The sequence below is a fragment of the Candidatus Brocadia sapporoensis genome (genome assembly GCF_001753675.2).
Lineage (GTDB): Bacteria > Planctomycetota > Brocadiia > Brocadiales > Brocadiaceae > Brocadia > Brocadia sapporoensis.
In genome coordinates, this window is sequence record NZ_MJUW02000044.1 from 1 (window position 1) to 20,193 (window position 20,193).

Annotated in this window: 17 protein-coding genes and 5 tRNA genes; 18 read left to right on the forward strand and 4 right to left on the reverse strand. The window is 42.1% G+C overall.

The features are described from left to right. Positions 1 to 483: 483 nt before the first annotated feature. The 4 genes from BIY37_RS03850 to BIY37_RS03865 form a co-directional block, all read right to left on the reverse strand. Positions 484 to 1,296 (reverse strand): inositol monophosphatase family protein, encoded by an 813-nt coding sequence (locus tag BIY37_RS03850; RefSeq protein WP_070066524.1) that lies wholly within the window; start codon positions 1,294 to 1,296, stop codon positions 484 to 486. Between the two features lie 27 nt (positions 1,297 to 1,323). Next, positions 1,324 to 2,229 (reverse strand): phosphoribosylaminoimidazolesuccinocarboxamide synthase, encoded by a 906-nt coding sequence (locus BIY37_RS03855; protein ID WP_070066525.1) that lies wholly within the window; start codon positions 2,227 to 2,229, stop codon positions 1,324 to 1,326. A 2-nt stretch (positions 2,230 to 2,231) separates the two neighbouring features. Further along, a complete protein-coding gene (locus BIY37_RS03860; protein ID WP_070066526.1) occupies positions 2,232 to 3,056 on the reverse strand; it encodes a J domain-containing protein in 825 nt (274 codons plus the stop codon). 220 nt (positions 3,057 to 3,276) lie between these two features. Further along, positions 3,277 to 4,539, reverse strand: a complete 1,263-nt coding sequence (locus BIY37_RS03865; protein WP_070066527.1) for an FtsX-like permease family protein — start codon at positions 4,537 to 4,539, stop codon at positions 3,277 to 3,279. Positions 4,540 to 4,652: 113 nt separating this feature from the next. Here BIY37_RS03865 and aroC point away from each other — a divergent pair, with 113 nt between their 5' ends. The 18 genes from aroC (at position 4,653) to rpsG (ending at position 20,188) form a co-directional block, all read left to right on the forward strand. Continuing rightward, positions 4,653 to 5,795 (forward strand): chorismate synthase, encoded by a 1,143-nt coding sequence (gene aroC, locus BIY37_RS03870; RefSeq protein WP_070066528.1) that lies wholly within the window; start codon positions 4,653 to 4,655, stop codon positions 5,793 to 5,795. Between the two features lie 61 nt (positions 5,796 to 5,856). Then, positions 5,857 to 5,931 (forward strand) — tRNA-Thr (locus BIY37_RS03875). A gap of 38 nt (positions 5,932 to 5,969) precedes the next feature. Continuing rightward, positions 5,970 to 6,054, forward strand: a tRNA-Tyr gene (locus BIY37_RS03880). A gap of 33 nt (positions 6,055 to 6,087) precedes the next feature. After that, positions 6,088 to 6,158, forward strand: a tRNA-Gly gene (locus tag BIY37_RS03885). A gap of 173 nt (positions 6,159 to 6,331) precedes the next feature. Beyond that, positions 6,332 to 6,406, forward strand: a tRNA-Thr gene (locus BIY37_RS03890). 63 nt (positions 6,407 to 6,469) lie between these two features. Further along, positions 6,470 to 7,672, forward strand: coding sequence for an elongation factor Tu (gene tuf, locus BIY37_RS03895; protein ID WP_070066529.1), 1,203 nt, complete (start codon positions 6,470 to 6,472; stop codon positions 7,670 to 7,672). A 17-nt stretch (positions 7,673 to 7,689) separates the two neighbouring features. Continuing rightward, a complete protein-coding gene (gene rpmG / locus BIY37_RS03900) occupies positions 7,690 to 7,839 on the forward strand; it encodes a 50S ribosomal protein L33 (RefSeq protein WP_080324834.1) in 150 nt (49 codons plus the stop codon). Positions 7,840 to 7,881: 42 nt separating this feature from the next. Further along, positions 7,882 to 7,958 (forward strand) — tRNA-Trp (locus BIY37_RS03905). Positions 7,959 to 7,977: 19 nt separating this feature from the next. Further along, complete coding sequence (secE, locus tag BIY37_RS13645; RefSeq protein WP_201789383.1) at positions 7,978 to 8,439, forward strand: preprotein translocase subunit SecE; 462 nt, start codon at positions 7,978 to 7,980, stop codon at positions 8,437 to 8,439. 188 nt (positions 8,440 to 8,627) lie between these two features. Further along, positions 8,628 to 9,176, forward strand: coding sequence for a transcription termination/antitermination protein NusG (gene nusG / locus BIY37_RS03915; protein ID WP_070066530.1), 549 nt, complete (start codon positions 8,628 to 8,630; stop codon positions 9,174 to 9,176). Between the two features lie 15 nt (positions 9,177 to 9,191). Then, positions 9,192 to 9,617: a 50S ribosomal protein L11 gene (gene rplK / locus BIY37_RS03920; protein ID WP_070066531.1), complete on the forward strand. Its 426-nt coding sequence runs from the start codon at positions 9,192 to 9,194 to the stop codon at positions 9,615 to 9,617. Positions 9,618 to 9,670: 53 nt separating this feature from the next. Next, positions 9,671 to 10,351: a 50S ribosomal protein L1 gene (gene rplA, locus BIY37_RS03925; protein ID WP_070066532.1), complete on the forward strand. Its 681-nt coding sequence runs from the start codon at positions 9,671 to 9,673 to the stop codon at positions 10,349 to 10,351. Positions 10,352 to 10,387: 36 nt separating this feature from the next. Further along, the gene (rplJ, locus tag BIY37_RS03930) at positions 10,388 to 10,915 is read left to right on the forward strand and encodes a 50S ribosomal protein L10 (protein ID WP_070066533.1); all 528 of its coding nucleotides are present in this window, start codon (positions 10,388 to 10,390) and stop codon (positions 10,913 to 10,915) included. 36 nt (positions 10,916 to 10,951) lie between these two features. Continuing rightward, positions 10,952 to 11,371 (forward strand): 50S ribosomal protein L7/L12, encoded by a 420-nt coding sequence (gene rplL, locus BIY37_RS03935; protein WP_070066534.1) that lies wholly within the window; start codon positions 10,952 to 10,954, stop codon positions 11,369 to 11,371. Between the two features lie 38 nt (positions 11,372 to 11,409). Beyond that, positions 11,410 to 15,102, forward strand: coding sequence for a DNA-directed RNA polymerase subunit beta (gene rpoB, locus BIY37_RS03940; RefSeq protein ID WP_070066535.1), 3,693 nt, complete (start codon positions 11,410 to 11,412; stop codon positions 15,100 to 15,102). Between the two features lie 78 nt (positions 15,103 to 15,180). Then, entirely contained in the window at positions 15,181 to 19,290 is a 4,110-nt protein-coding gene (rpoC, locus tag BIY37_RS03945; protein ID WP_070066536.1) for a DNA-directed RNA polymerase subunit beta', read from the forward strand. Between the two features lie 18 nt (positions 19,291 to 19,308). Beyond that, entirely contained in the window at positions 19,309 to 19,680 is a 372-nt protein-coding gene (gene rpsL / locus BIY37_RS03950; RefSeq protein WP_070066587.1) for a 30S ribosomal protein S12, read from the forward strand. A gap of 25 nt (positions 19,681 to 19,705) precedes the next feature. After that, positions 19,706 to 20,188: a 30S ribosomal protein S7 gene (gene rpsG, locus BIY37_RS03955; protein ID WP_070066537.1), complete on the forward strand. Its 483-nt coding sequence runs from the start codon at positions 19,706 to 19,708 to the stop codon at positions 20,186 to 20,188. The last annotated feature ends 5 nt before the right edge of the window (positions 20,189 to 20,193 follow it).

Here is a 20,193-nt window from a genome sequence, read left to right on the forward strand (position 1 = left end):
CCTAACTATTCTGAGAAAATATTCTCTCTCACCATCCGTTTCGCTGAATAGTTACCAAATTTCAGGATGATTGGTAGTAATGTCTTCCAACGTTGTCCGGGTAGAAATTTGCGGGTACGTTTTTGTCATACCCGAACGCTTGTGTCGGGTATCCAGTGAACCCTGAACTTCCTGGATTCCCGCTAAAAACATGCGGGAATGACATCTCGAGAGCAATAAAACAAGACATGCAAATTTCTAACCGGACAACACTGAATGTCTTCCCAATATACTTATGAAGCTTTTAACAAAATCTAGGAATAATACCAACCCAAGGGCTGATTTAAGAATATGGTGTTTCGGGCTGTCGTCCTCATAGCAATGCTCTTATGCATACGTATATGTCACGTTTCCCATATTTTCAATCTCCGTGATTATGTGAACTGGGAAATGGGGAAAAGATTGTTCTCTTGCTTCTTTGGTGGGATTATAGACTCGGGGTGTTTATCGGTTCTTAAAGGTTGACTGGATGATCTTGAGCATCTCACGGTGAATTTCTTTCGTACCAGCGATGATGCTGCCCGTTTTTAGATATTGGTTAGTATCTTCAAAATCCGTAACCGTACCGCCGGCCTCTTCCACCAGAAGTGCACCTGCAGCCATGTCCCAGGGCGAGAGGGCACATTCGAAAAAACCTCCAAAGATGCCTTCCGCGGTATACGCTAAGTCAAGGCAGGCAGAACCACCCCTTCTGATACCCGTGACCTGCATAAAGAAATCTTTAAATACCTTGAGATAGGAATCAATGATGTCTTTTATTCTGAAAGGAAAACCCGTTGCAATCAAGGTTGTACTCAGAGTTTCAGCAGGAGAGACATGGATACGTTTATTATTCTTAAAAGAGCCATGCCCCTTTATTGCAGAATAGATATTTTCTCTCAGTGGCTCATAAATAAGACCCATTGCTAAATTCCCTTTAATCTCCAGGGCGATGGAGATGGCGAAACTCGGCAATCCATGAATATAATTTAAGGTGCCATCCAGGGGGTCGATGATCCACAAAAACTCGGACGAGTTCCTTTCTGCCGGAGATTCTTCTGCCATGATGCCATGGTGTTTGAAATGAGATTTGATGTGGCTTTTAATACTGTCTTCTGATTTTTTGTCCACTTCAGTGACGTAATCGTTTTTGGCCTTTTCGCTGATCATGGAAGTGCTTACCTTTCCAAAGTGCTCTTTTAAAATAATTCCTGCTTTCAGAGCGGCCTCACGCGCAACGTCAAGATATTCAGGTAAATCGATCGGTTTTATTGGCATGTGCAGGGTTCTTCCTCTCTAAACGGTCTAAAACAGGTTTTTCCCTGTCAGGGTTTTGTAGGCGCTGAGATATTTTTCAGAAGTTTTTTGGATGATTTCGGGTGGGAGGACTGGTGCCGGAGGCTTCTTGTCCCACCGGATGTTTTCAAGATAGTCGCGAATAAATTGTTTATCATAAGAGTGTTGAGGTTTTCCCGGTTCATAGCCGTCGCATGGCCAAAAGCGCGATGAATCCGGGGTGAGCGCTTCATCGATCAGTATCATTTTGTTATCCGCAGTAATGCCCCATTCAAACTTGGTATCGCAGATGATAATGCCCCGGTCAAGGGCATACGCGCAGGCACGCAGATACACTTTCATACTGTTTTCCTTCAATTCTTCGGCAAGTTTCTTGCCGACCATATCGACAACTCTTGAAAAAGTGATATTTTCGTCGTGTCCGACAGTTGCCTTGGTGGATGGAGTGAAGATGGGTTCGGGGAGCCGGTCAGATTCCTTAAGTCCTCCCGGCAATTTTATGCCGCAAATAGTATGGGTTTTTTGATATTCCTTCCAGCCGGAACCTGCCAGATAGCCACGAATGACACATTCCACGGGAACGACCCTTACCTTCTTTACCAGCATGGATCTGCCCATCAGGGTATCTTTGTATTGTAATAGAATGGGGTTACCCATGTGTTCAATTTCGGTGGTGATCAGGTGGTTTGGTATGATGCTGGAGGTATATTTGAACCAGAATTCGGAAAGTCCGGTAAGCACGTGTCCTTTGTAAGGAATGCCGCTTGGCAGAACAACATCAAAGGCCGAGATGCGGTCCGTTGCTACAATTAATAAGGTATCATTTATTTCATAGACATCCCTGACTTTGCCGCGGTTACATAACTTGAGTTCGGGAATGTGTGTCGTAAGGATCGGGACGATGTCTTTCTTCATGGTTATATGGCAAAGTTTGAGATATGCTGTTTAAGTTTTGTCTTGAGTTTTTGAGCGCCCTGAAGGTTCGGCTTTAATGTCAGGGCAAGAGTGAGATGCTGTAAGGCATCTTCATATTCTTTTAATTTGAGGTAACATTCAGCTATTTTTTTATAAATAAAGGCATTTTCATTTTTATATAAATTCAGTCTTAGCACCTTTTCATAATAACTCAGCGCCTTTTCCGGAGGGGCATTACGCGCCAGATTGCGGCAATAGATGTTTCGCATTCGTTCTTTAATCTCGTGGAGCAAGTGGCTGCGGTGTGTGTCGCTTTTTCCCCTTTCAAGGATCAATTCGTAAAGGTTAATGGCCGTATCATATCTTTCGAGTTTTTCGAATGCCTCTGCAAGGAGAAATTTACAGTCTATGTAGTCCCTTTTATTTAAATAGATGCAAAAATCAATACCGGCATAATTTTTTAAAAGGTGTTCATAATTATTTGTAGCATGGTGTATATTGCCGTTTAAAAGGTCCGTAAAAATTATCCGGACGTGTTCCTGAATAGCATCTTCCGATGATGCGGCTGTTTCAGTTCTTTTTCTGGGTTTTTGTTTGCTGTTCGTATGTAGAAGATGTCTGTACTGTCTGTCATAGTGCTTGCGGGATGTTGAGTCGGAAAGCGTTTTGTACGCCTGGATAATAGTCTTCGTTTTGGATTCCGCCCAGAGTTTGTTTTGGCCGTGGATATCAGGGTGGTATTTTTTGATAAGGGTTCTGAACGAACGTTTCAGGTCGTCGGTACTTACCTCATAATGCACTTCGAGAACTTCGTAATAATTTACCATGCAAAAAATTTCCGTAATCTTTTCGTAGGTCTTCTCTGTTAAGAGACAAAAAATAATTGCAAAAAATGCTACCAGCTATCTTGCAGCCTGTCAATAGTAACTAATAAGATATTTGAGCACATTTGACAAAATCGTAGTGCGGATAAACCACCCGCGCTATGCATGCTGATGTGGTCGGATTAGGTTTTCTGTTTTGTCAGAAGGAAAAACTGTTACCGGCTTATTCATAGCGCAATGTTACTACCGGGTCCAGTCTCGCAGCGCGTAATGCCGGATAGATACTAAAAATCACACTGCAAAAGATGGCAATGGCCGCAGTGATAGCAATGCTCATCGGGCTTACTACGGTAGGAATCTGGTTAAAATAGTAAACCTCGGGGGGAAATGGTCTCCAGCCCGTAGTGTGATAGAGCACATTTTCCAGCCAGTTTATCCGTAATACAATTGTCAATCCTGCGGCAACGCCTAAGCACGCACCCGTACTGCCAATAAGCAACCCATGTAAAAGGAAGATAGACATAATCCCCCGAGTAGTTGAGCCGAGCGCTTTTAAAATACCAATGTCCCTGGATTTCTCAAGAACGATCATCGTGAGGATGGCGAGGATATTGAATCCTGCAACTACGAGAATAAAGAACAAAATGAGAGCCATGACATGTCTTTCCATCATTACTGCAGTTAAAAACGTCTTTCTGGCGTCCTCCCATGTTTGAACATAATATTCAAAACCCAATGTGGCTTGTAGTTTATCCCGAACCTCGTTTGCATAATGATAATCATCTAGTTTCACGCTTATTCCGGAGACGGCATCTTTTTCTTTTGCACCGGTTAACTCCTGTGCTACTGAAAGGGGAATATACACATAATTCTTATCAAAGTCATACATGCCTGATTTGAATTTTCCAACAACTTCAAATGCCTTTACGCTTATTTTGTCCCATTCCTTCAGGGTGACGAGCACGACCTGCTCGCCGTTTTGAATGAAGCTTCCCGGGTCTTTTTCTGGTTCACCAGGGCCAATTCTGAATAATTCCGAACCGCCAAAGATGCTTGCGATATTTTTTTCGCCATGGGTTATCAGTAAGTCCTCCGGCCGACTCCCAAAGGGTGCGATATATGACTGAAAATCGCTTACGCGCGACTCTGCAAGAGGGTCAATCCCTTTAAAGTAAACGAATTCTCTTCTATTTCTCAATTTGATGAGCGCAGGTCCCTCAACATAGGGTGCACATGCAATGACATGTTCAACGGTCTTTACCTTTTCGATGACTTGTTTATAATCTTCCAATCCATACATACCGCCTTTTAAAATGATAATATGTGCCAGCGTGCCTCTTATTCTGCTGCGGAGTTCCCGATCAAAGCCGTTCATCACGGAAAGTACAACGATCAGGGTCATTACTCCCACGGCAACTCCGGCAATGGCAAAAAATGATATCTTTCTGCTGCGTAAATATCGCAGACTAATGAAGAGATTGTACATGGGAAGGATTTACATTGTTATTTTCTATGGTTAAATATATAATTTTCCAATTCTAGCATATCTGAATTATTTTAGGCAATTAAATAATAAACTTACTGTTGTGGAGACGATGGATGCTGTATTTTAAAACCGCTGGTGAATCTCACGGGAAATGTTTGATAGCGATTATAGAAGGATTTCCAGCAGGGGTATTCCTTGATACCTCGGTTATCAATCAGGAAATGAAGCGAAGGCAGGGAGGGATTGGCAGAGGCGGAAGGATGGAAATCGAGGATGACCGCGTGGAAATTCTTTGTGGAATCAGGAAAGGAGTAACCTTAGGGGGCCCCATTTGTTTAATGATCAGAAACCGTGATGACAAAATTGATGAGTTGCCGGCTGTTACCCGTCCTCGTCCTGGTCATGCTGATTTATCCGGCGTTTTAAAATATCATGAAAAGGATGCGCGAAACATTTTGGAACGGGCAAGCGCAAGAGAAACTGCTGCAAGGGTAGCGGTTGGCGCGGTGGCAAAGATTTTACTCAATTCCTTTGGAATAGGTGTATTTGGCTATGTGCAGGGGATCGGGGGGATAATATCACGTAAATCTCTTCATAAGAAAGATATGGATGTTGCAAAAACCATTCGCGATAAAAGTCCTCTGTATTGCATTGATCAGGAAATTGAAGGTAAAATGATAGAAAAAATCGCACAGTCGGCGGAAAATGGAGATTCCCTTGGGGGGATCATTGAGGTGATTGCTTATGGATTGCCGGTAGGATTAGGAAGCCATACCCAGTGGGATCTGAAATTGGATGCAAGGCTTGCCTATGCCCTGATGTCTGTTCAGGCTATCAAAGGAGTTGAGCTGGGTTTGGGGTGTAACGCAGCCAATAAAACTGGCTCAGAAGTACAGGATGAAATCTTTTATGAGAAGCCGCAGCAGGGCAAATCGTTAACAGGCGGATTTAAACGGCTGACCAATAATGCCGGAGGGATAGAAGGTGGAATAAGTAACGGAGAACCGATCACGGTACGGGCATACATGAAACCTATACCGACACTGAAAAAGCCATTAAGATCCGTGGATTTATTGACAAAAGAACCGATTGCTGCCGCGTATGAAAGATCCGATGTGTGTGCTGTTCCCGCTGCTTCTGTTGTATGTGAAGCCATGGTTGCTTTTGAGATCGCAAGGGCATTTTTAGATAAATTTGGAACAGACAGTATATGTGAGGTTAAGCGGAATTATGAAGGTTATCTTTTTAGTATTTGAATATGATAATGGAATTTACTTGAATAATTGTAATGATTTGATAACATAATCCCTTTTCTGAGCTAGCGTAGCTCAACGGCGGAGCAGCGGTTTTGTAAACCGCAGGTTGTGGGTTCGAGTCCCACCGCTAGCTCCATGAGGTCGTTTTTATACAGTTAAGAAGGGCTTACAAAAGGGTGGATTCCCGAGTGGCCAAAGGGGACAGACTGTAAATCTGTTGGCATAGCCTTCGGAGGTTCGAATCCTCCTCCACCCACCATATCTGCAAAGCTTTGAATTTTTTTCTGTTTCTGCGGGCGTAGCTCAATGGTAGAGCCCTAGCCTTCCAAGCTAGTCATGTGGGTTCGATTCCCATCGCCCGCTTTAGTACGTTTTTGCTATGATATGATAAAATATGTATTAAATGCATATTTATATTTGACTTTTGTTTTTTTATTGCTATAATTAATAAATTCTACGCTCATGTATTATGTCGACAAGTTGTATTGAAATATTATTTTTTTTATGATTAACGATTGTATTTCGTGAGATCTTTTGCTGCTGTAGCTCAGTGGTGGAGCACGTCCTTGGTAAGGACGAGGCCATGGGTTCAAATCCCATCAGCAGCTCCATAAAAAACAAAAAATAAAAATTTAAATATAAATTTAAGAATGAAATAAGAGGAGTTTGGGGAGATGGGTAAAGAGGTATTTAAGCGAACGAAGCCGCATGTGAACGTAGGGACGATAGGGCATGTGGATCATGGGAAGACGACGTTGACAGCGGTGATCACGCATGTATTGGCGAAGCAGGGGTTAGCGAAGGAGAGGCCGTACGATTCGATCGACAAGGCGCCGGAGGAGAGGGAGCGGGGAATAACTATAGCGATATCCCATGTGGAGTATGAGACGCAGAAGAGGCATTATGCGCATGTGGATTGTCCTGGTCATGCGGATTATGTGAAGAACATGATAACGGGGGCGGCGCAGATGGATGGTGCGATATTGGTGGTGAGTGCGCCAGATGGGCCGATGCCACAGACGCGGGAGCATATACTTTTGGCAAGGCAGGTTGGGGTGCCGCGGATTGTGGTATTCATGAACAAGGTGGATATGCTGGAGGATAAGGAGTTGCTGGATTTGGTGGAGTTGGAGGTACGGGAGTTGTTGAGTAAGTATAATTTTCCTGGGGATGAGATCCCTGTGGTAAGGGGTTCTGCGCTCAAGGCGAATGAGTGTGGGTGTGGAAGTGCGTCGTGCGCGAATTGTGGTCCGGTGTTGAAGCTGATGGATGCGGTGGATGCGTATATCCCTGATCCTGTGAGAGAGATAGACAAGCCGTTTTTGATGTCTGTGGAAGATGTATTTAGTATTAAGGGTCGTGGGACGGTAGGAACTGGTAGGGTGGAGAGGGGTCGTGTGAAAGTTGGGGATGAGGTGGAGATAGTGGGGATCAAGCCCGATGTGAAGAAGTCGATAGTGACAGGGGTTGAGATGTTTAACAAGACGTTGGATGAGGGGCAGGCTGGTGACAATTTAGGGGTATTGCTGAGAGGTGTGGAGAAGGAGGATTTGGAGCGTGGTCAGGTGTTGTCGAAGCCTGGGAGTATAACGCCGCATAAGAAGTATGAGGCAGAAGCGTATATTTTGACGAAGGAAGAGGGGGGAAGGCACACGCCGTTCTTTAACGGGTACCGGCCGCAGTTTTATTTTAGAACAACGGATGTGACGGGAGTGGTGAGTTTGACGGGGGGTGCTGAGATGGTGATGCCTGGAGACAATGTGAAGGTAAATGTGGAGTTGTTGACGGCGGTGGCGATGGATGAGGGGCTGCGGTTTGCCATTCGGGAAGGTGGAAAGACTGTCGGCGCAGGTGTCGTTACTAAAATTATTGAATAAATACTCAGGAAAGCACGATGCGTGAATATATAACCATGGTATGCAAAGAGTGTTCGAATAGGAATTATAGGACACCTAAAAAAACGCAGCAAACAGAGAAGTTGGAGTTGAAAAAGTTTTGCAGGCATTGTAGAAAGCATACAGATCATAAAGAATACAAAAAGTAGATTCGAATATCGGTCTTATTTTTAATTTTGATTTGAAAATAAAGGTCTGTAGCTCTAATTGGTAGAGCACCGGACTCCAAATCCGGCTGTTGTGGGTTCGAGTCCCTCCAGACCTGCCATACAATAGAAAGATGTAAAATGCCGTTTTTTGAGGTTTATAGAAAAGGTTTAGGTTTGTATAGCAGGATCGCAGTGGGAATAGCTTTGGGTATTCTTGCTTTGTTTGCATCGGTTTCTTTATACAATGCGTTGATAGACATGCCTCCTATTGCGGAAGGGGCTAAAATTCCTCTTATTGACATTGGTTTGACGTGGGGACTGGTGTGTGCCTTTGCGCTTTTTGTATTTTTTTTATTTTTTATTTGTGTTTTTGTTGCTGGCCTTACTACGGGGATTATGCCTCTCGATAGTGCTGGTAAAAAGACCGTTGATTTTTTAATTGATACCCAAAGTGAGCTTCAAAAGGTTTCGTGGCCGACAAAGTACGAGTTGGTTGGTTCTACGGCAGTTGTGCTTATATCGGTTGTTGTAATTGGACTGTTTGTATTGGGTATTGATTGGGTTGTGTCTATGATAATGGAATATATAGACGTGCTTTGAGTTATGTGTTACTGACATAAATGAGAAGACGAGTATTATATGCTGCGCGTCTCGTTATTATTGAATTAAAGAGATCCCTCAGAATTTTCAACTCTTTTAATTCCTTCCCGATGAGAGATAAACACAAGTGTATTTTTTTGTTATAACGGTAACAAAAAGTTTTATAAGATTTTTTTATAGGTAGTTAGATGCCTAAGCAATGGTTTGTATTGCGCGTTCAGAGCAATAGGGAGGACAAAGTTCGGAATAGTTTGGTCGAGCTTAGTAAGGCGCGTGGTCTGGAAGGAATGATATCGAAGGTATTGGTGCCTAGTGAAAAAGTTTCAGAGATTAAAGGTGGCAAGAAAAAAATCACAGAGAGAAAAATCTATCCTGGTTACATAATGGCAGAGGTTGAAGTAGACGATTTGGGGCAAATACCGAAAGAGATTTGGTTTTTGATCCGCGAAACACCTGGCGCTGGAGATTTTATAGGAGGACAAAGCAAACCGGTGCCGATGGCAAGTTATGAAGTTGAAAAATTATTATCAGAAATAGAGCATAAAGAAGAAAAGCCTCGTGCAAAGATTGAGTTTCGTGAAGGTGAAAAGGTGAGGGTGAAAGAAGGCCCTTTTGAGAATTACGATGGAATCATTGAGGAGGTGTTGCCGGCTAGCGGTCGTGTAAAAGTCATGCTTACGGTTTTTGGAAGGGCAACACCGGTTGAATTAGAATATTGGCAGGTTGAAGCAATTTGACAGCAGGAGTAGAACATGGCGAAAGAAATTTTAACAAAAATTAAATTGCAGTGTCTAGGTGGCCAGGCAACTCCTGCTCCGCCTGTTGGCCCTGCTTTAGGTCAGCATGGGGTAAATATAGGGCAATTTGTTAAACAATTTAATGATAAGACAAAGGAGTTGCAAGGGATACTAACCCCTGTAGAAATTACGGTTTTTAAAGACAAATCATTTACCTTTATTTTAAAATCTCCTCCCGCATCTGTGCTTATCAAACAGTTGGCGGGCGTTGCAAAAGGTTCTGCTGAGCCGAATAAGCAAAAGGTTGGGCAGATAAACCGGCAGCAGTTAAGAGAAGTTGCAAGCAAGAAGCTTGCGGATTTGAATGCTGATAATTTAGATGCAGCTGCAAAGGTAATTGAAGGAACCGCTCGTAACATGGGGATTAAAGTAGTGGATTGACCTCCTCTGATTGAGAATGAGACCGTCAGGTTGTCTGAAAGGAAAGCACTCAGATGTCAAAAAGAAGTAAAAGATATGTAGAATCAAAAAAAATAGTTGATTCAGAGAAAAAATACGAATTAAAAGAAGCCGTAAAGCTGCTTAAGTCTTTTAAGCGAACGAAATTTGACGCGAGCGTAGAGGTTGCTATGAAATTGGGGATAGATCCAAAGCAGTCTGACCAGCTTATTCGGGGTTCTGTTTCGTTGCCTAAGGGTATAGGCAGGAGTCTTAAGGTGATTGTTTTTGCTGCCGGTGAGAAGGCAGTGTTAGCAAAAAATGCAGGTGCTGATGAAGTTGGCGCAGAAGAACTCGTGAAAAAGGTTGAGGGAGGATGGGCTGACTTTGATGTGGCGATTGCAACTTCTGATATGATGAGGTTCGTTGGTAAATTAGGAAGAGTTCTTGGTCCTCAGGGCAAGATGCCTTCTCCAAAATCTGGTACGGTTACTGATGATATCGGTACTGCAGTTAAAGAATTCAAGGCGGGTAAGATAGAATACAGGACTGATGCTGGGGGGAATGTACATAGTATTGTTGGAAAAGTCTCTTTTTCTGAAAAAGATCTTGAGGATAACATTAATGCGTTTGTGAAGCAGATAGTTAACTCTCGTCCAGCCTCTGCCAAAGGGATATTTATTGAAAAAGTATCAGTTTCTTCTACGATGAGCCCCGGAATCATGATAGAGGTTTAAGATGAGAAACAAAGATGAAGGGAATAAGATAAAACAATGACAAATGAATTAAAACAATCTGTCGTGAAAGAATTGATTTCCAACTATCGTGATAAAAATAATTATCTGGTAATTGGCTATCAGGGGATTAAGGCATTAGAATTTGATCAATTGCGAAAAGATTTACGAAAAAAGAAAATCTGCATAGGAATTGTTAAAAATTCGTTAGCGGGAATTGCATTTAAAGAAATCGGAGTCCATGGGGTTGTAGACCTTTTAAAAGGTCCAACAGCCATCGTTACAGGTGGAGGTGATCCTGTAGTAATGGCAAAGGAAACAATTGAATGGACAAAAAAAATACCATTTTTAAGTTTAAGAGGCGGATTAGTTGATGGTGCGATGCTTTCTGTTCATGATATCAATGACTTGGCAAAACTTCCATCAATGCCAGTACTTCGTGCTCAAATAATTACGGGTATTCATGCCCCCATTGCTGGAGTTGCGGGCGCGTTTCATGCTGTTTTGCGCGGTCTGGTGACGGTATTCCAGGCTGTTAAGGATAAGAAAGAAAAAAGTGGTGTATAGTTTTTTGTAGGATTCCTATTAAGGTGGGAGGATAAAATGACTCAGGTTAGTGAAGAAAAGGCAGTTGAACCTTCAGGCAAAATTGTGCAGGTGTTAGATTTGGTTGCAGGGATGACATTGCTGGAGGCATCGCAACTAGTAAAGGCGTTTGAACAGAAGTTTGGCGTTTCTGCGGCTGCCGCTGTTGCAATGCCGGTCGGTGTATCGGTTGCAGCGGAAGGTAAGGCTGCCGCGGTAGAAGAAAAAACATCATTTGATGTGATTTTACAGGATGGCGGTGCGAATAAAATCCAGGTTATCAAGGCCGTTCGTGCGGAAACAAACCTGGGGTTAAAAGAAGCGAAAGACCTCGTAGAAGGCGCTCCAAAGACGGTAAAAGAAGGGGTAACTAAAGAGGACGCAGAGAAGATTAAGAAATCACTTGAGGCGGCTGGTGCGAAGGTAGAAATAAAATAATCGTTACAGTATCTTGGGCTTGAAAATACAGGAATGCTATGGAAATTCGAAATTATGGTAAGGTTAATGATGTAGTAGAGATTCAGAATCTCGTACAAATACAAACTCGGGCTTACCGGAATTTTTTGCAAGCGGATGTGCCCGCTTCCAAAAGGAAGAATCAGGGGGTCGAAGCAATCCTGCGTGAGATATTTCCGATCAGTAATTACGACGGAACAATGTCTTTAGATTATATTAAATATGAGCTTGGAAAGCCGCGATATACACAAGACGAGTGCAGGCAATTACGGTTGACCTACGGTTGTCCGTTTAGAATATGGCTGCGTTTGAATAAAGCAGAACCTATTGAAGAAGAAGTGTACGTGGGCGAAATACCTGTCATGGTTGGCGGAGGAGAATTTATTATCAACGGAACTGAACGGGTAATTGTGACCCAGTTGCACCGCTCGCCTGGTATTGATTTTATTGAAGAATTTCATGCCGAAAAAAGATTGCATTCCTGTAGGATCATCCCTGAGAGAGGGAGCTGGATTGAGTTGGAGGTTGGTAAAAAAGATATACTGACGGTTAAAATAGACCAGAGCGGGAAATTGCCTGCCACGTGTTTCCTCCGAGCGCTGTCTGAAAAATACACAAATGATGAAGATATTATCAGGCTTTTTTATGAAACGGAAACCGTGAAGATTTCAGATTTCGCCTCTGCCACAAAATTAAGAGGCAAATATACCGTTGAAAAGATCGTAAATCCGCAGACTGGGGAGATTGTGCTTGAAGCTGGCAGGCAGATGTCAGATACCACAATCAAGGCGGTTGTCGATATGGAAATAAAAAAAATAGAAGTAATTAAAAAGATGGAAGATTTGCTGATTTTAAATTCATTAGAATCTGACTTTACGAAATCACACGAAGATGCACTGCTAAAAATTTATGCCCGATTTCGTCCTGGAAATCCTCAGCAAGTGGAAAAGGCCCGTCAATTGTTTTACGACAAGTTTTTTGATATAAAACGATATAGGTTGGGTGCCGTTGGAAGATTCAGATTAAATCGGAAGATGGGGCATGCTATTAACGAAGCCGAGATGACTCTGCAAAAGGAAGATTATGTGGAGGCAATTCGGTATATTATGAAGTTGAGAAAAGGCGAGATGGGAGCGTCCGTCGATGATATTGATAATTTGGGGAACAGAAGGCTACGTACTATCGATGAGTTGGCTGGTGAAGAGTTGCGTAAGGGTTTTTTAAAATTGCGAAGAACGGTACAGGAGAGATTAAGTGTGAAAGATTCTGATCAAATGACTCCGCGTTCGTTGGTAAATTCAAAAGCAATTTTTTCAGCGATAGACTATTTTTTCAGCAGAAGTGAACTGTCGCAGGTATTGGATCAGACGAATCCTTTGGCCCAATTGACTCATGAAAGAAGATTGAGTGCTTTAGGCCCCGGGGGCTTGAATAGAAAAAGGGCTGGGTTTGAAGTCAGAGATGTTCACGTATCGCACTATGGCAGGGTTTGTCCCATTGAAACTCCTGAAGGTACAAACATAGGTTTAATTGCTTCATTGAGTATATACGCAACAACCGATGAATATGGTTTCTTAATTACTCCCTATCGCATCATTGACAAAGGAAAGCTTGTTGAAAAAATTACTTATCTTCGTGCAGATGAAGAAGAAAATAAGATAATAGCCCCTGCAGATGTGCTGATTAAGGGAAAAGAAAAGATGGAAAAAGGAAGTGTGCTATGTCGATATAATGGTGACTTCCATCAGGAGAATTTTAAAGACATAAACTACATGGATGTTTCTCCAAAACAATTGGTTGGTGTGTCCGCAAGTTTAATACCGTTCCTTGAGCATAGTGATGCAAACAGGGCACTCATGGGGTCAAATATGCAAAGACAAGCAGTCCCTTTATTAAGAACGGAACCGCCGATAATAGCAACAGGAATGGAGCGGTTTGTAGCTCAAAATTCAAGTATGACCGTACAAGCAGCTAATGCTGGCACGGTTACAATGGTAACAGCTGATGAAATTATAATCGACGACAGGGATACGTATAAACTGCGAAAATTTGTCGGTTTGAATGAAGGCACCTGTTTGAATCAAAAGCCAATAGTTGCATATGGTCAGAAAGTAAAAAAAGGAGAGGTTATAGCAGACGGGGCGGCTACGTGTAATGGTGAACTAAGTCTTGGGAAGAACGTTTTGGTTGCCTTTATGACGTGGGATGGATACAACTTTGAAGATGCTATTGTTATTAGCGAAGCGTTGCTGAAAGATGATCGATTTACTTCTATACACAGAGATGAGTTTGAAGTAGAAATCAGGGAAACCAAACTTGGAAGGGAGGAGTTCACGCGTGATATCCCAAATGTATCAGAGAAGGCATTAAGTAATCTTGATGAGAATGGGGTAATCAGAATCGGAACAAAAGTAAAGCCTGGTGATATATTGGTTGGTAAAATTGCCCCAAAGAGCCGAAGTGAATTATCCCCTGAAGAAAAGTTACTGCATGCCATTTTTGGAAGAGCAGGCGAAGATGTTAAGAACGAATCCTTGGAAGTCCCATCAGGAATGGAAGGAATAGTTATAAATACTCAAGTGTTTTCGAGAAAATCCTATTTGTCCGATGATAAAAGGCAAAAAATTTTACATGATATAAGTGAAATAGAGCTGAAATATGATGAAAATATAACTAAAGAATTTGTCAAAATGCTGAAGGCTGTAGATGAAGAAATTAAGGAACCTATGGTAGATGTCCAAACAGGTCAGGTATATGCGATTGAGCGTGGGGCACCGCTAAAGTCGATACTGATTTTAGAAGAACAATTTGACATTGAAAATATAGAATTTAGTAATAAGAAAAAAAAGGAAAAGGCCTGTGAGATAAGTAAAGAGTTTTGTGAAAAAATAGAATCCCTGAAAGACGAAAGGGATAGAAAGATTAACAACCTAAAACGAGGTGATGAACTGCCTACGGGGGTTTTAGAGCTCGCAAAGATATCGATAGCTACAAAAAGAAAATTATCGGTGGGTGACAAGATGGCTGGTAGACATGGCAATAAGGGTGTTATTTCGAAGATACTTCCTGAGGAAGATATGCCATTTTTAGCCGATGGGAGGCGGGCAGAAATGTTATTAAATCCATTGGGAGTGCCTTCAAGAATGAATGTTGGTCAAATACTGGAAACCCATTTAGGATTAGCAGCAAAAAAAATGGGATTCAGAGCGATTACCCCTATATTTGATGGCGCTACGGAAGAGGAGATTCGATCTACTTTAAAGGAATCGGACTTACCGGAGGATGGGAAATTGGTTTTGTATGACGGACGTACTGGTGAACCTTTTGAGCAGAAGGTTACGGTAGGATATATGTATATGTTAAAGCTCCATCATTTAGTAGATGAAAAAGTACATGCAAGGGCGACAGGGCCTTACTCGTTAATTACCCAGCAACCATTAGGTGGTAAAGCAAGGTTTGGCGGTCAGCGATTTGGTGAAATGGAAGTATGGGCGCTGGAGGCTTATGGTGCGGCTCATAATCTACAAGAGATGCTTACGGTAAAGAGTGACGATGTTGAGGGAAGAACAAAAATCTATGAATCGATGGTAAAGGGTGAAAATACTCTGGAGGCTGGAACTCCTGCATCATTTGAAGTGCTTGCGAATGAAATTGCTGGATTGGGTCTGAGTTTAAAGTTGGAAAAGAAAAAGACGGAAGTCCTGAAAGTGTGATTATACCATTTTATTATAATCAGTGTAAGTAAAAATAATATATAGATTTTTATAAAATCTTCTTAAAAGGTTTTTGATATGGCAGATATAATGTACGATAAAATCAACGAGTATAGTTCGGTGAAGATATCTCTTGCATCAACAGAGGACATTAGAAGCTGGTCTTACGGAGAGGTTAAGAAACCGGAAACGATTAATTATCGTACCTACCGGGCTGAAAAAGATGGCCTCTTTTGCGAACGAATTTTTGGTCCGGAAAGAAATTGGGAATGTTTTTGTGGTAAATACAAAGGAATAAAGCATAAAGGGATAATCTGTGATCGGTGTGGAGTAAAGATTACCCACTCCCGCGTTAGAAGAAAGCGCATGGGTCACATAAATTTGGCTGCACCGATTGTGCATATCTGGTTCTTTAAGGCAATGCCATCCCGTCTAGGTACTCTTCTGGGGATGAAAACGACTTCTTTGGAACGGATTATTTATTTCCAGGATTATGTTGTAATTGATCAGGGAAGTACGCCTCTGGTTGAATATCAAATGCTCAGCGAGGAAGAATTCAAGGCGAATAGGGAGAAATATGGAGAGCAATCATTTAAGGCGGGGATGGGAGCTGAGGCGATACGTGCATTGTTGCAAAAACTCGATTTGGTAACCTTGTCAAAAGAACTGCGTGAAGAGCTTAATCAAACGAAGTCCAAGCAGCGAGCAAAAGAGATAATTAAGAGATTAGAAATTGTCGAGGCTTTCAGGGATTCTGGGAATAAGCCGGAGTGGATGGTTTTGAGTGTCGTTCCGGTTATTCCTCCCGATTTAAGACCACTGGTACTCTTGGAGAGTGGAAATTTTGCAACATCAGATTTAAATGATCTTTACCGAAGGATTATTAATAGAAACAATCGTCTAAAGAAATTGATTGACTTAAACGCGCCGGAAGTAATTATAAGAAACGAAAAAAGGATGTTGCAGCAGGCTGTTGATGCCCTATTTGACAATACCAGAGGAAAACGTCCTGTGTTAGGTAGTAGTAACAGACCTTTAAAATCATTAACCGATATGATAAAGGGGAAACAGGGGCGTTTCAGAGAAAATTTGCTTGGAAAAAGGGTAGACTATTCGGCACGTTCAGTAATCGTGGTTGGACCGGAATTGAAATTGCATCAATGCGGTTTGCCTAAGAAAATAGCCCTTGAGTTGTTTCAGCCGTTCATCATACGGAGATTGAAAGAGTTGGGACTGGCAGATACGATTAAGAGTGCAAAAAAGATGTTGGGCCGTAAGGACAACGAAGTATGGGATATTCTCGAAGAAGTGGTAAAGAGACACCCGGTATTACTCAACAGAGCGCCAACTTTACATAGAATGGGAATTCAGGCTTTTGAGCCAATACTGGTTGAAGGAAACGCAATCAAATTACATCCTTTGGTTTGCCGTGGCTTCAATGCTGACTTTGATGGAGATCAGATGGCGGTTCATCTCCCTCTTTCCATTGAAGCTCAGGTTGAAGCAATGACTCTGATGTTGTCCACCAATAATATTTTTTCGCCAGCTTCTGGTGAGCCGATCATAACTCCTACCCAGGATATTGTGCTTGGTTGCTCTTACCTTACGACAAGTTTGCAGGATAGTGCTGAAGAAAAGTTAAAAATTTTTAGTGGCCCTGAAGAGGTTGTTTATGCGTTGGCATTAAAAAGCGTACATTTGCATACGAAGATTGAGTTAAGAATAAAGCGGGCAAAAATTATCAAGGACAAATTTGGAACTGAGGAACCAAAAAATGGTTTATGCAAAACAACAGTAGGGCGCGTCATATTTAACAATATACTACCTGACGGAATGCCTTTTTATAATTACACTCTCGATTTGAAAGGTATCAGTCGGATAATTCAGGATTGTTATAAACTTCTCGGGCGAGAAAAAACGATTGTTTTGTTGGATGATATTAAGGAGATAGGTTTCAAGGAATGCACAAAAGCAGGACTCTCTTTTGCTGTAACCGATGTAAAAATGCCAACGAAGAAACAGGAAATTATAGACAAGACTCAGGAAGAAATTGAGAAGATACAAAAGTTATATCGAAAGGGTATTATAACGGAAGGTGAACGATATAACCAGATCATTGATGCTTGGACATACGCTGGTGAAAGGGTTGCTGAGGAAATGCTGAATGAACTGAAGCATGATGTGCGTGAGGGAAAATCATATTTGAACCCCGTGTATTTGATGTCTTCATCAGGTGCAAGAGGTAGCTCGCAGCAGTTAAGGCAGTTGGCCGGAATGCGTGGGTTGATGGCAAAACCTTCCGGCAAGATTATAGAAGCTCCGATTAAGGCAAATTTCAGAGAAGGTTTAGGTGTGTTGGAATATTTTAGCTCCACACACGGTGCGCGAAAAGGTTTAGCGGATACGGCATTAAAGACTGCAGACTCTGGTTATTTAACGAGAAAGTTAGCTGATGTTGCCCAAAATGTGGTTATAACGGCTGATAATTGCGGCACTACCAATGGTATCACGAAGAGCGTAGTTTATCGGGGAGAAAAAGTTGAGGTGCCGCTCAGTAAGGTAATTACGGGGCGTGTCGCAAGAAACAACATTGTAGATTTGGTAAAAGACGAAGTAATTGTAAGAGAAAATGAATTGATCACGGAGGAAAAGGCAAGGAAGATAGAAGCTTTAGGATATGAGAAGATTAAAGTGCGATCTCCGCTAACCTGTGAAATGTCGTTAGGGCTTTGCATGAAATGCTATGGAATGGATTTATCGCGAGGACGGCAGGTGGAAGAAGGTATGGCGGTGGGGATTATTGCAGCTCAGTCAATTGGTGAGCCCGGGACGCAGCTTACCATGAAAACATTTCATATCGGGGGAACTGCAACTCGTTCCGTGGAAGAGTCTGAGATAAAAGCTAAACGTGGGGGAAGCGTAAAATATAATAATTTGACGGTGGTGAAAAATCCTCAGGGGAAGAATGTTGCCATTAATGCAAATGGAGAAATCTTGCTCATTGATTCTAAGGGGAGACAAATTGATAAGCATACCATTGTACTTGGGGCGGAGGTGTTAGTTCGCGAAAATGATACTGTTGTTGCTCACCAGGTATTGTCGAGATGGGACCCTCATATGATACCAATATTGACAGAAATGGCTGGTAAAATTCGTTTTGAAGACATTGTAATTGGTAAAACGATGAGACAGGAGTCTGACATTTCTACGGGGGTGAAGCGGAAAGTAATCATGGAGCATAAAGGGGATTTGCACCCTCAGATCATTATCGAAGATGAGACGGGGAAAATTTTGGGACTCTATCCAATTCCGGAAAAAGCACACATTGAAGTGGAGGAAGGTGATGGTGTTACTGCCGGTACGCTGCTCGCTAAAACACCAAGAGAAATTTCAAGAACTGAAGATATTACTGGAGGATTGCCCAGAGTCGCTGAAATATTTGAGGCAAGAAAACCTAAAGAACCGGCAGTAATGAGCGAAATAGATGGTACCGTGGAAGTGGGTGAAAAAAGGAGAGGAAAACGTACCATACTGGTCAAAAGTGAAACGGGAATGGAAATAGAGCATCTTGTTCCGAGAGGGAAACATTTAAAGGTACATAGAGGAGACCGCATTAAGGCTGGAAATCCGTTGGTGGAGGGGCCTCTTATTCTGCAAGACATTTTAAGAATAAGCGGAGAGGAAGAGTTGCAAACATATATGTTGAAAGAAGTCCAGAATGTCTATCGTTCACAGAATGTACCCATTGATGACAAACATATAGAAATCATTATAGCGCAAATGCTCAGAAAAGTAAAGGTGGACGATGTGGGTGACACGAGCTTGTTGCCAGGACAAATTATTGATAAATTTAGATTTAAAGAAGAAAATAAAAAGATTATAGAAAAAGGTGGGAAACCTGCAACTGCAAAGCCTTTATTGATGGGTATTACAAAGGCATCTTTGCAATCGGATAGCTTCATATCTGCAGCTTCGTTTCAGGAAACAACGAAAGTGTTAACCAGAGCTGCACTTGAAGGTAAGGTTGACGGCCTAGTTGGATTAAAGGAAAATGTTATACTTGGACATCTCGTACCGGCCGGAACGGGTTATAAAACTTATTGTTCGCTTTCCGCCGTGCCGGTGGAAGTACCTGCTCCTGAAGAAGGAGAAAAATATGAAGAGAAAGAAATTGTTCCGTCAATATAGTGCTGAGTGGGAGGATATATGCCGACGATAAATCAATTGATCAGAAATGGAAGAAAGAAAGTTGAAAATAAGAGTAAGAGCCCTGATTTGCAAAAGTGCTCTCATAAAAAGGGAGTCTGTCTTCAGGTGATGACAAGAACGCCCAAAAAACCAAATTCTGCATTGCGAAAAGTAGCCAGAGTCAGGCTATCAAACGGGCGGGAAATAACTGCCTATATTCCCGGCGAGGGACATAATTTGCAAGAGCATTCTATTGTATTGGTAAGGGGGGGGCGTGTTCGTGACCTTCCTGGCGTTAAATATCATATCATCCGTGGGACGTTAGATTGCGCAGGTGTTGACGGTAGGCGACGGTCTCGGTCTAAATATGGGACAAAGACGCCCAAATAAGTTTTCATCAAGGAGAAAGTAACGTATGGCGCTTGCATATAGAAGTACAGAGGTATATTTACTACCAGATGTAAAGTATAAAAGTAAAATGGTCTCTAAATTTATTAATTCTCTTATGAGAAAAGGTAAAAAAAGCGTTGCCGAAAAAGTGTTCTATGGGGCAATGATAGTGATTGAAAAAAAGATTACCGATGTTGAACCATTGGAAATATTCGAAACTGCAGTGAATAATGTAAAGCCATTAGTGGAAGTTCGTTCAAAACGTGTGGGTGGAGCAACCTATCAGGTACCGGTAGAAGTGCCAAAACAAAGACAGCAATCGCTTGCCCTCCGTTGGATTATCGACGCTGCAAAAGGAAAAAAAGGCCGTCCTATGTTTCAACGATTGGCAGATGAATTGTTAGATGCATATAAAAAACAAGGATTGGCAATAACGCAAAGAGAAAATACGCACAAAATGGCTGAAGCCAATAAGGCCTTTGCACATTTTGCTTGGTCAAAATTTTAGTGATT

What these genes read in the sequence shown, in the direction of transcription:
- BIY37_RS03850 (WP_070066524.1), bottom strand. Translation starts at nt 1,296, where the DNA reads ATGCCAATAAAACCGATCGATTTACCTGAATATCTTGACGTTGCGCGT.
- BIY37_RS03855 (WP_070066525.1), bottom strand. Translation starts at nt 2,229, where the DNA reads ATGAAGAAAGACATCGTCCCGATCCTTACGACACACATTCCCGAACTC.
- BIY37_RS03860 (WP_070066526.1), bottom strand. Translation starts at nt 3,056, where the DNA reads ATGGTAAATTATTACGAAGTTCTCGAAGTGCATTATGAGGTAAGTACC.
- BIY37_RS03865 (WP_070066527.1), bottom strand. Translation starts at nt 4,539, where the DNA reads ATGTACAATCTCTTCATTAGTCTGCGATATTTACGCAGCAGAAAGATA.
- aroC (WP_070066528.1), top strand. Translation starts at nt 4,653, where the DNA reads ATGCTGTATTTTAAAACCGCTGGTGAATCTCACGGGAAATGTTTGATA.
- tuf (WP_070066529.1), top strand. Translation starts at nt 6,470, where the DNA reads ATGGGTAAAGAGGTATTTAAGCGAACGAAGCCGCATGTGAACGTAGGG.
- rpmG (WP_080324834.1), top strand. Translation starts at nt 7,690, where the DNA reads ATGCGTGAATATATAACCATGGTATGCAAAGAGTGTTCGAATAGGAAT.
- secE (WP_201789383.1), top strand. Translation starts at nt 7,978, where the DNA reads ATGCCGTTTTTTGAGGTTTATAGAAAAGGTTTAGGTTTGTATAGCAGG.
- nusG (WP_070066530.1), top strand. Translation starts at nt 8,628, where the DNA reads ATGCCTAAGCAATGGTTTGTATTGCGCGTTCAGAGCAATAGGGAGGAC.
- rplK (WP_070066531.1), top strand. Translation starts at nt 9,192, where the DNA reads ATGGCGAAAGAAATTTTAACAAAAATTAAATTGCAGTGTCTAGGTGGC.
- rplA (WP_070066532.1), top strand. Translation starts at nt 9,671, where the DNA reads ATGTCAAAAAGAAGTAAAAGATATGTAGAATCAAAAAAAATAGTTGAT.
- rplJ (WP_070066533.1), top strand. Translation starts at nt 10,388, where the DNA reads ATGACAAATGAATTAAAACAATCTGTCGTGAAAGAATTGATTTCCAAC.
- rplL (WP_070066534.1), top strand. Translation starts at nt 10,952, where the DNA reads ATGACTCAGGTTAGTGAAGAAAAGGCAGTTGAACCTTCAGGCAAAATT.
- rpoB (WP_070066535.1), top strand. Translation starts at nt 11,410, where the DNA reads ATGGAAATTCGAAATTATGGTAAGGTTAATGATGTAGTAGAGATTCAG.
- rpoC (WP_070066536.1), top strand. Translation starts at nt 15,181, where the DNA reads ATGGCAGATATAATGTACGATAAAATCAACGAGTATAGTTCGGTGAAG.
- rpsL (WP_070066587.1), top strand. Translation starts at nt 19,309, where the DNA reads ATGCCGACGATAAATCAATTGATCAGAAATGGAAGAAAGAAAGTTGAA.
- rpsG (WP_070066537.1), top strand. Translation starts at nt 19,706, where the DNA reads ATGGCGCTTGCATATAGAAGTACAGAGGTATATTTACTACCAGATGTA.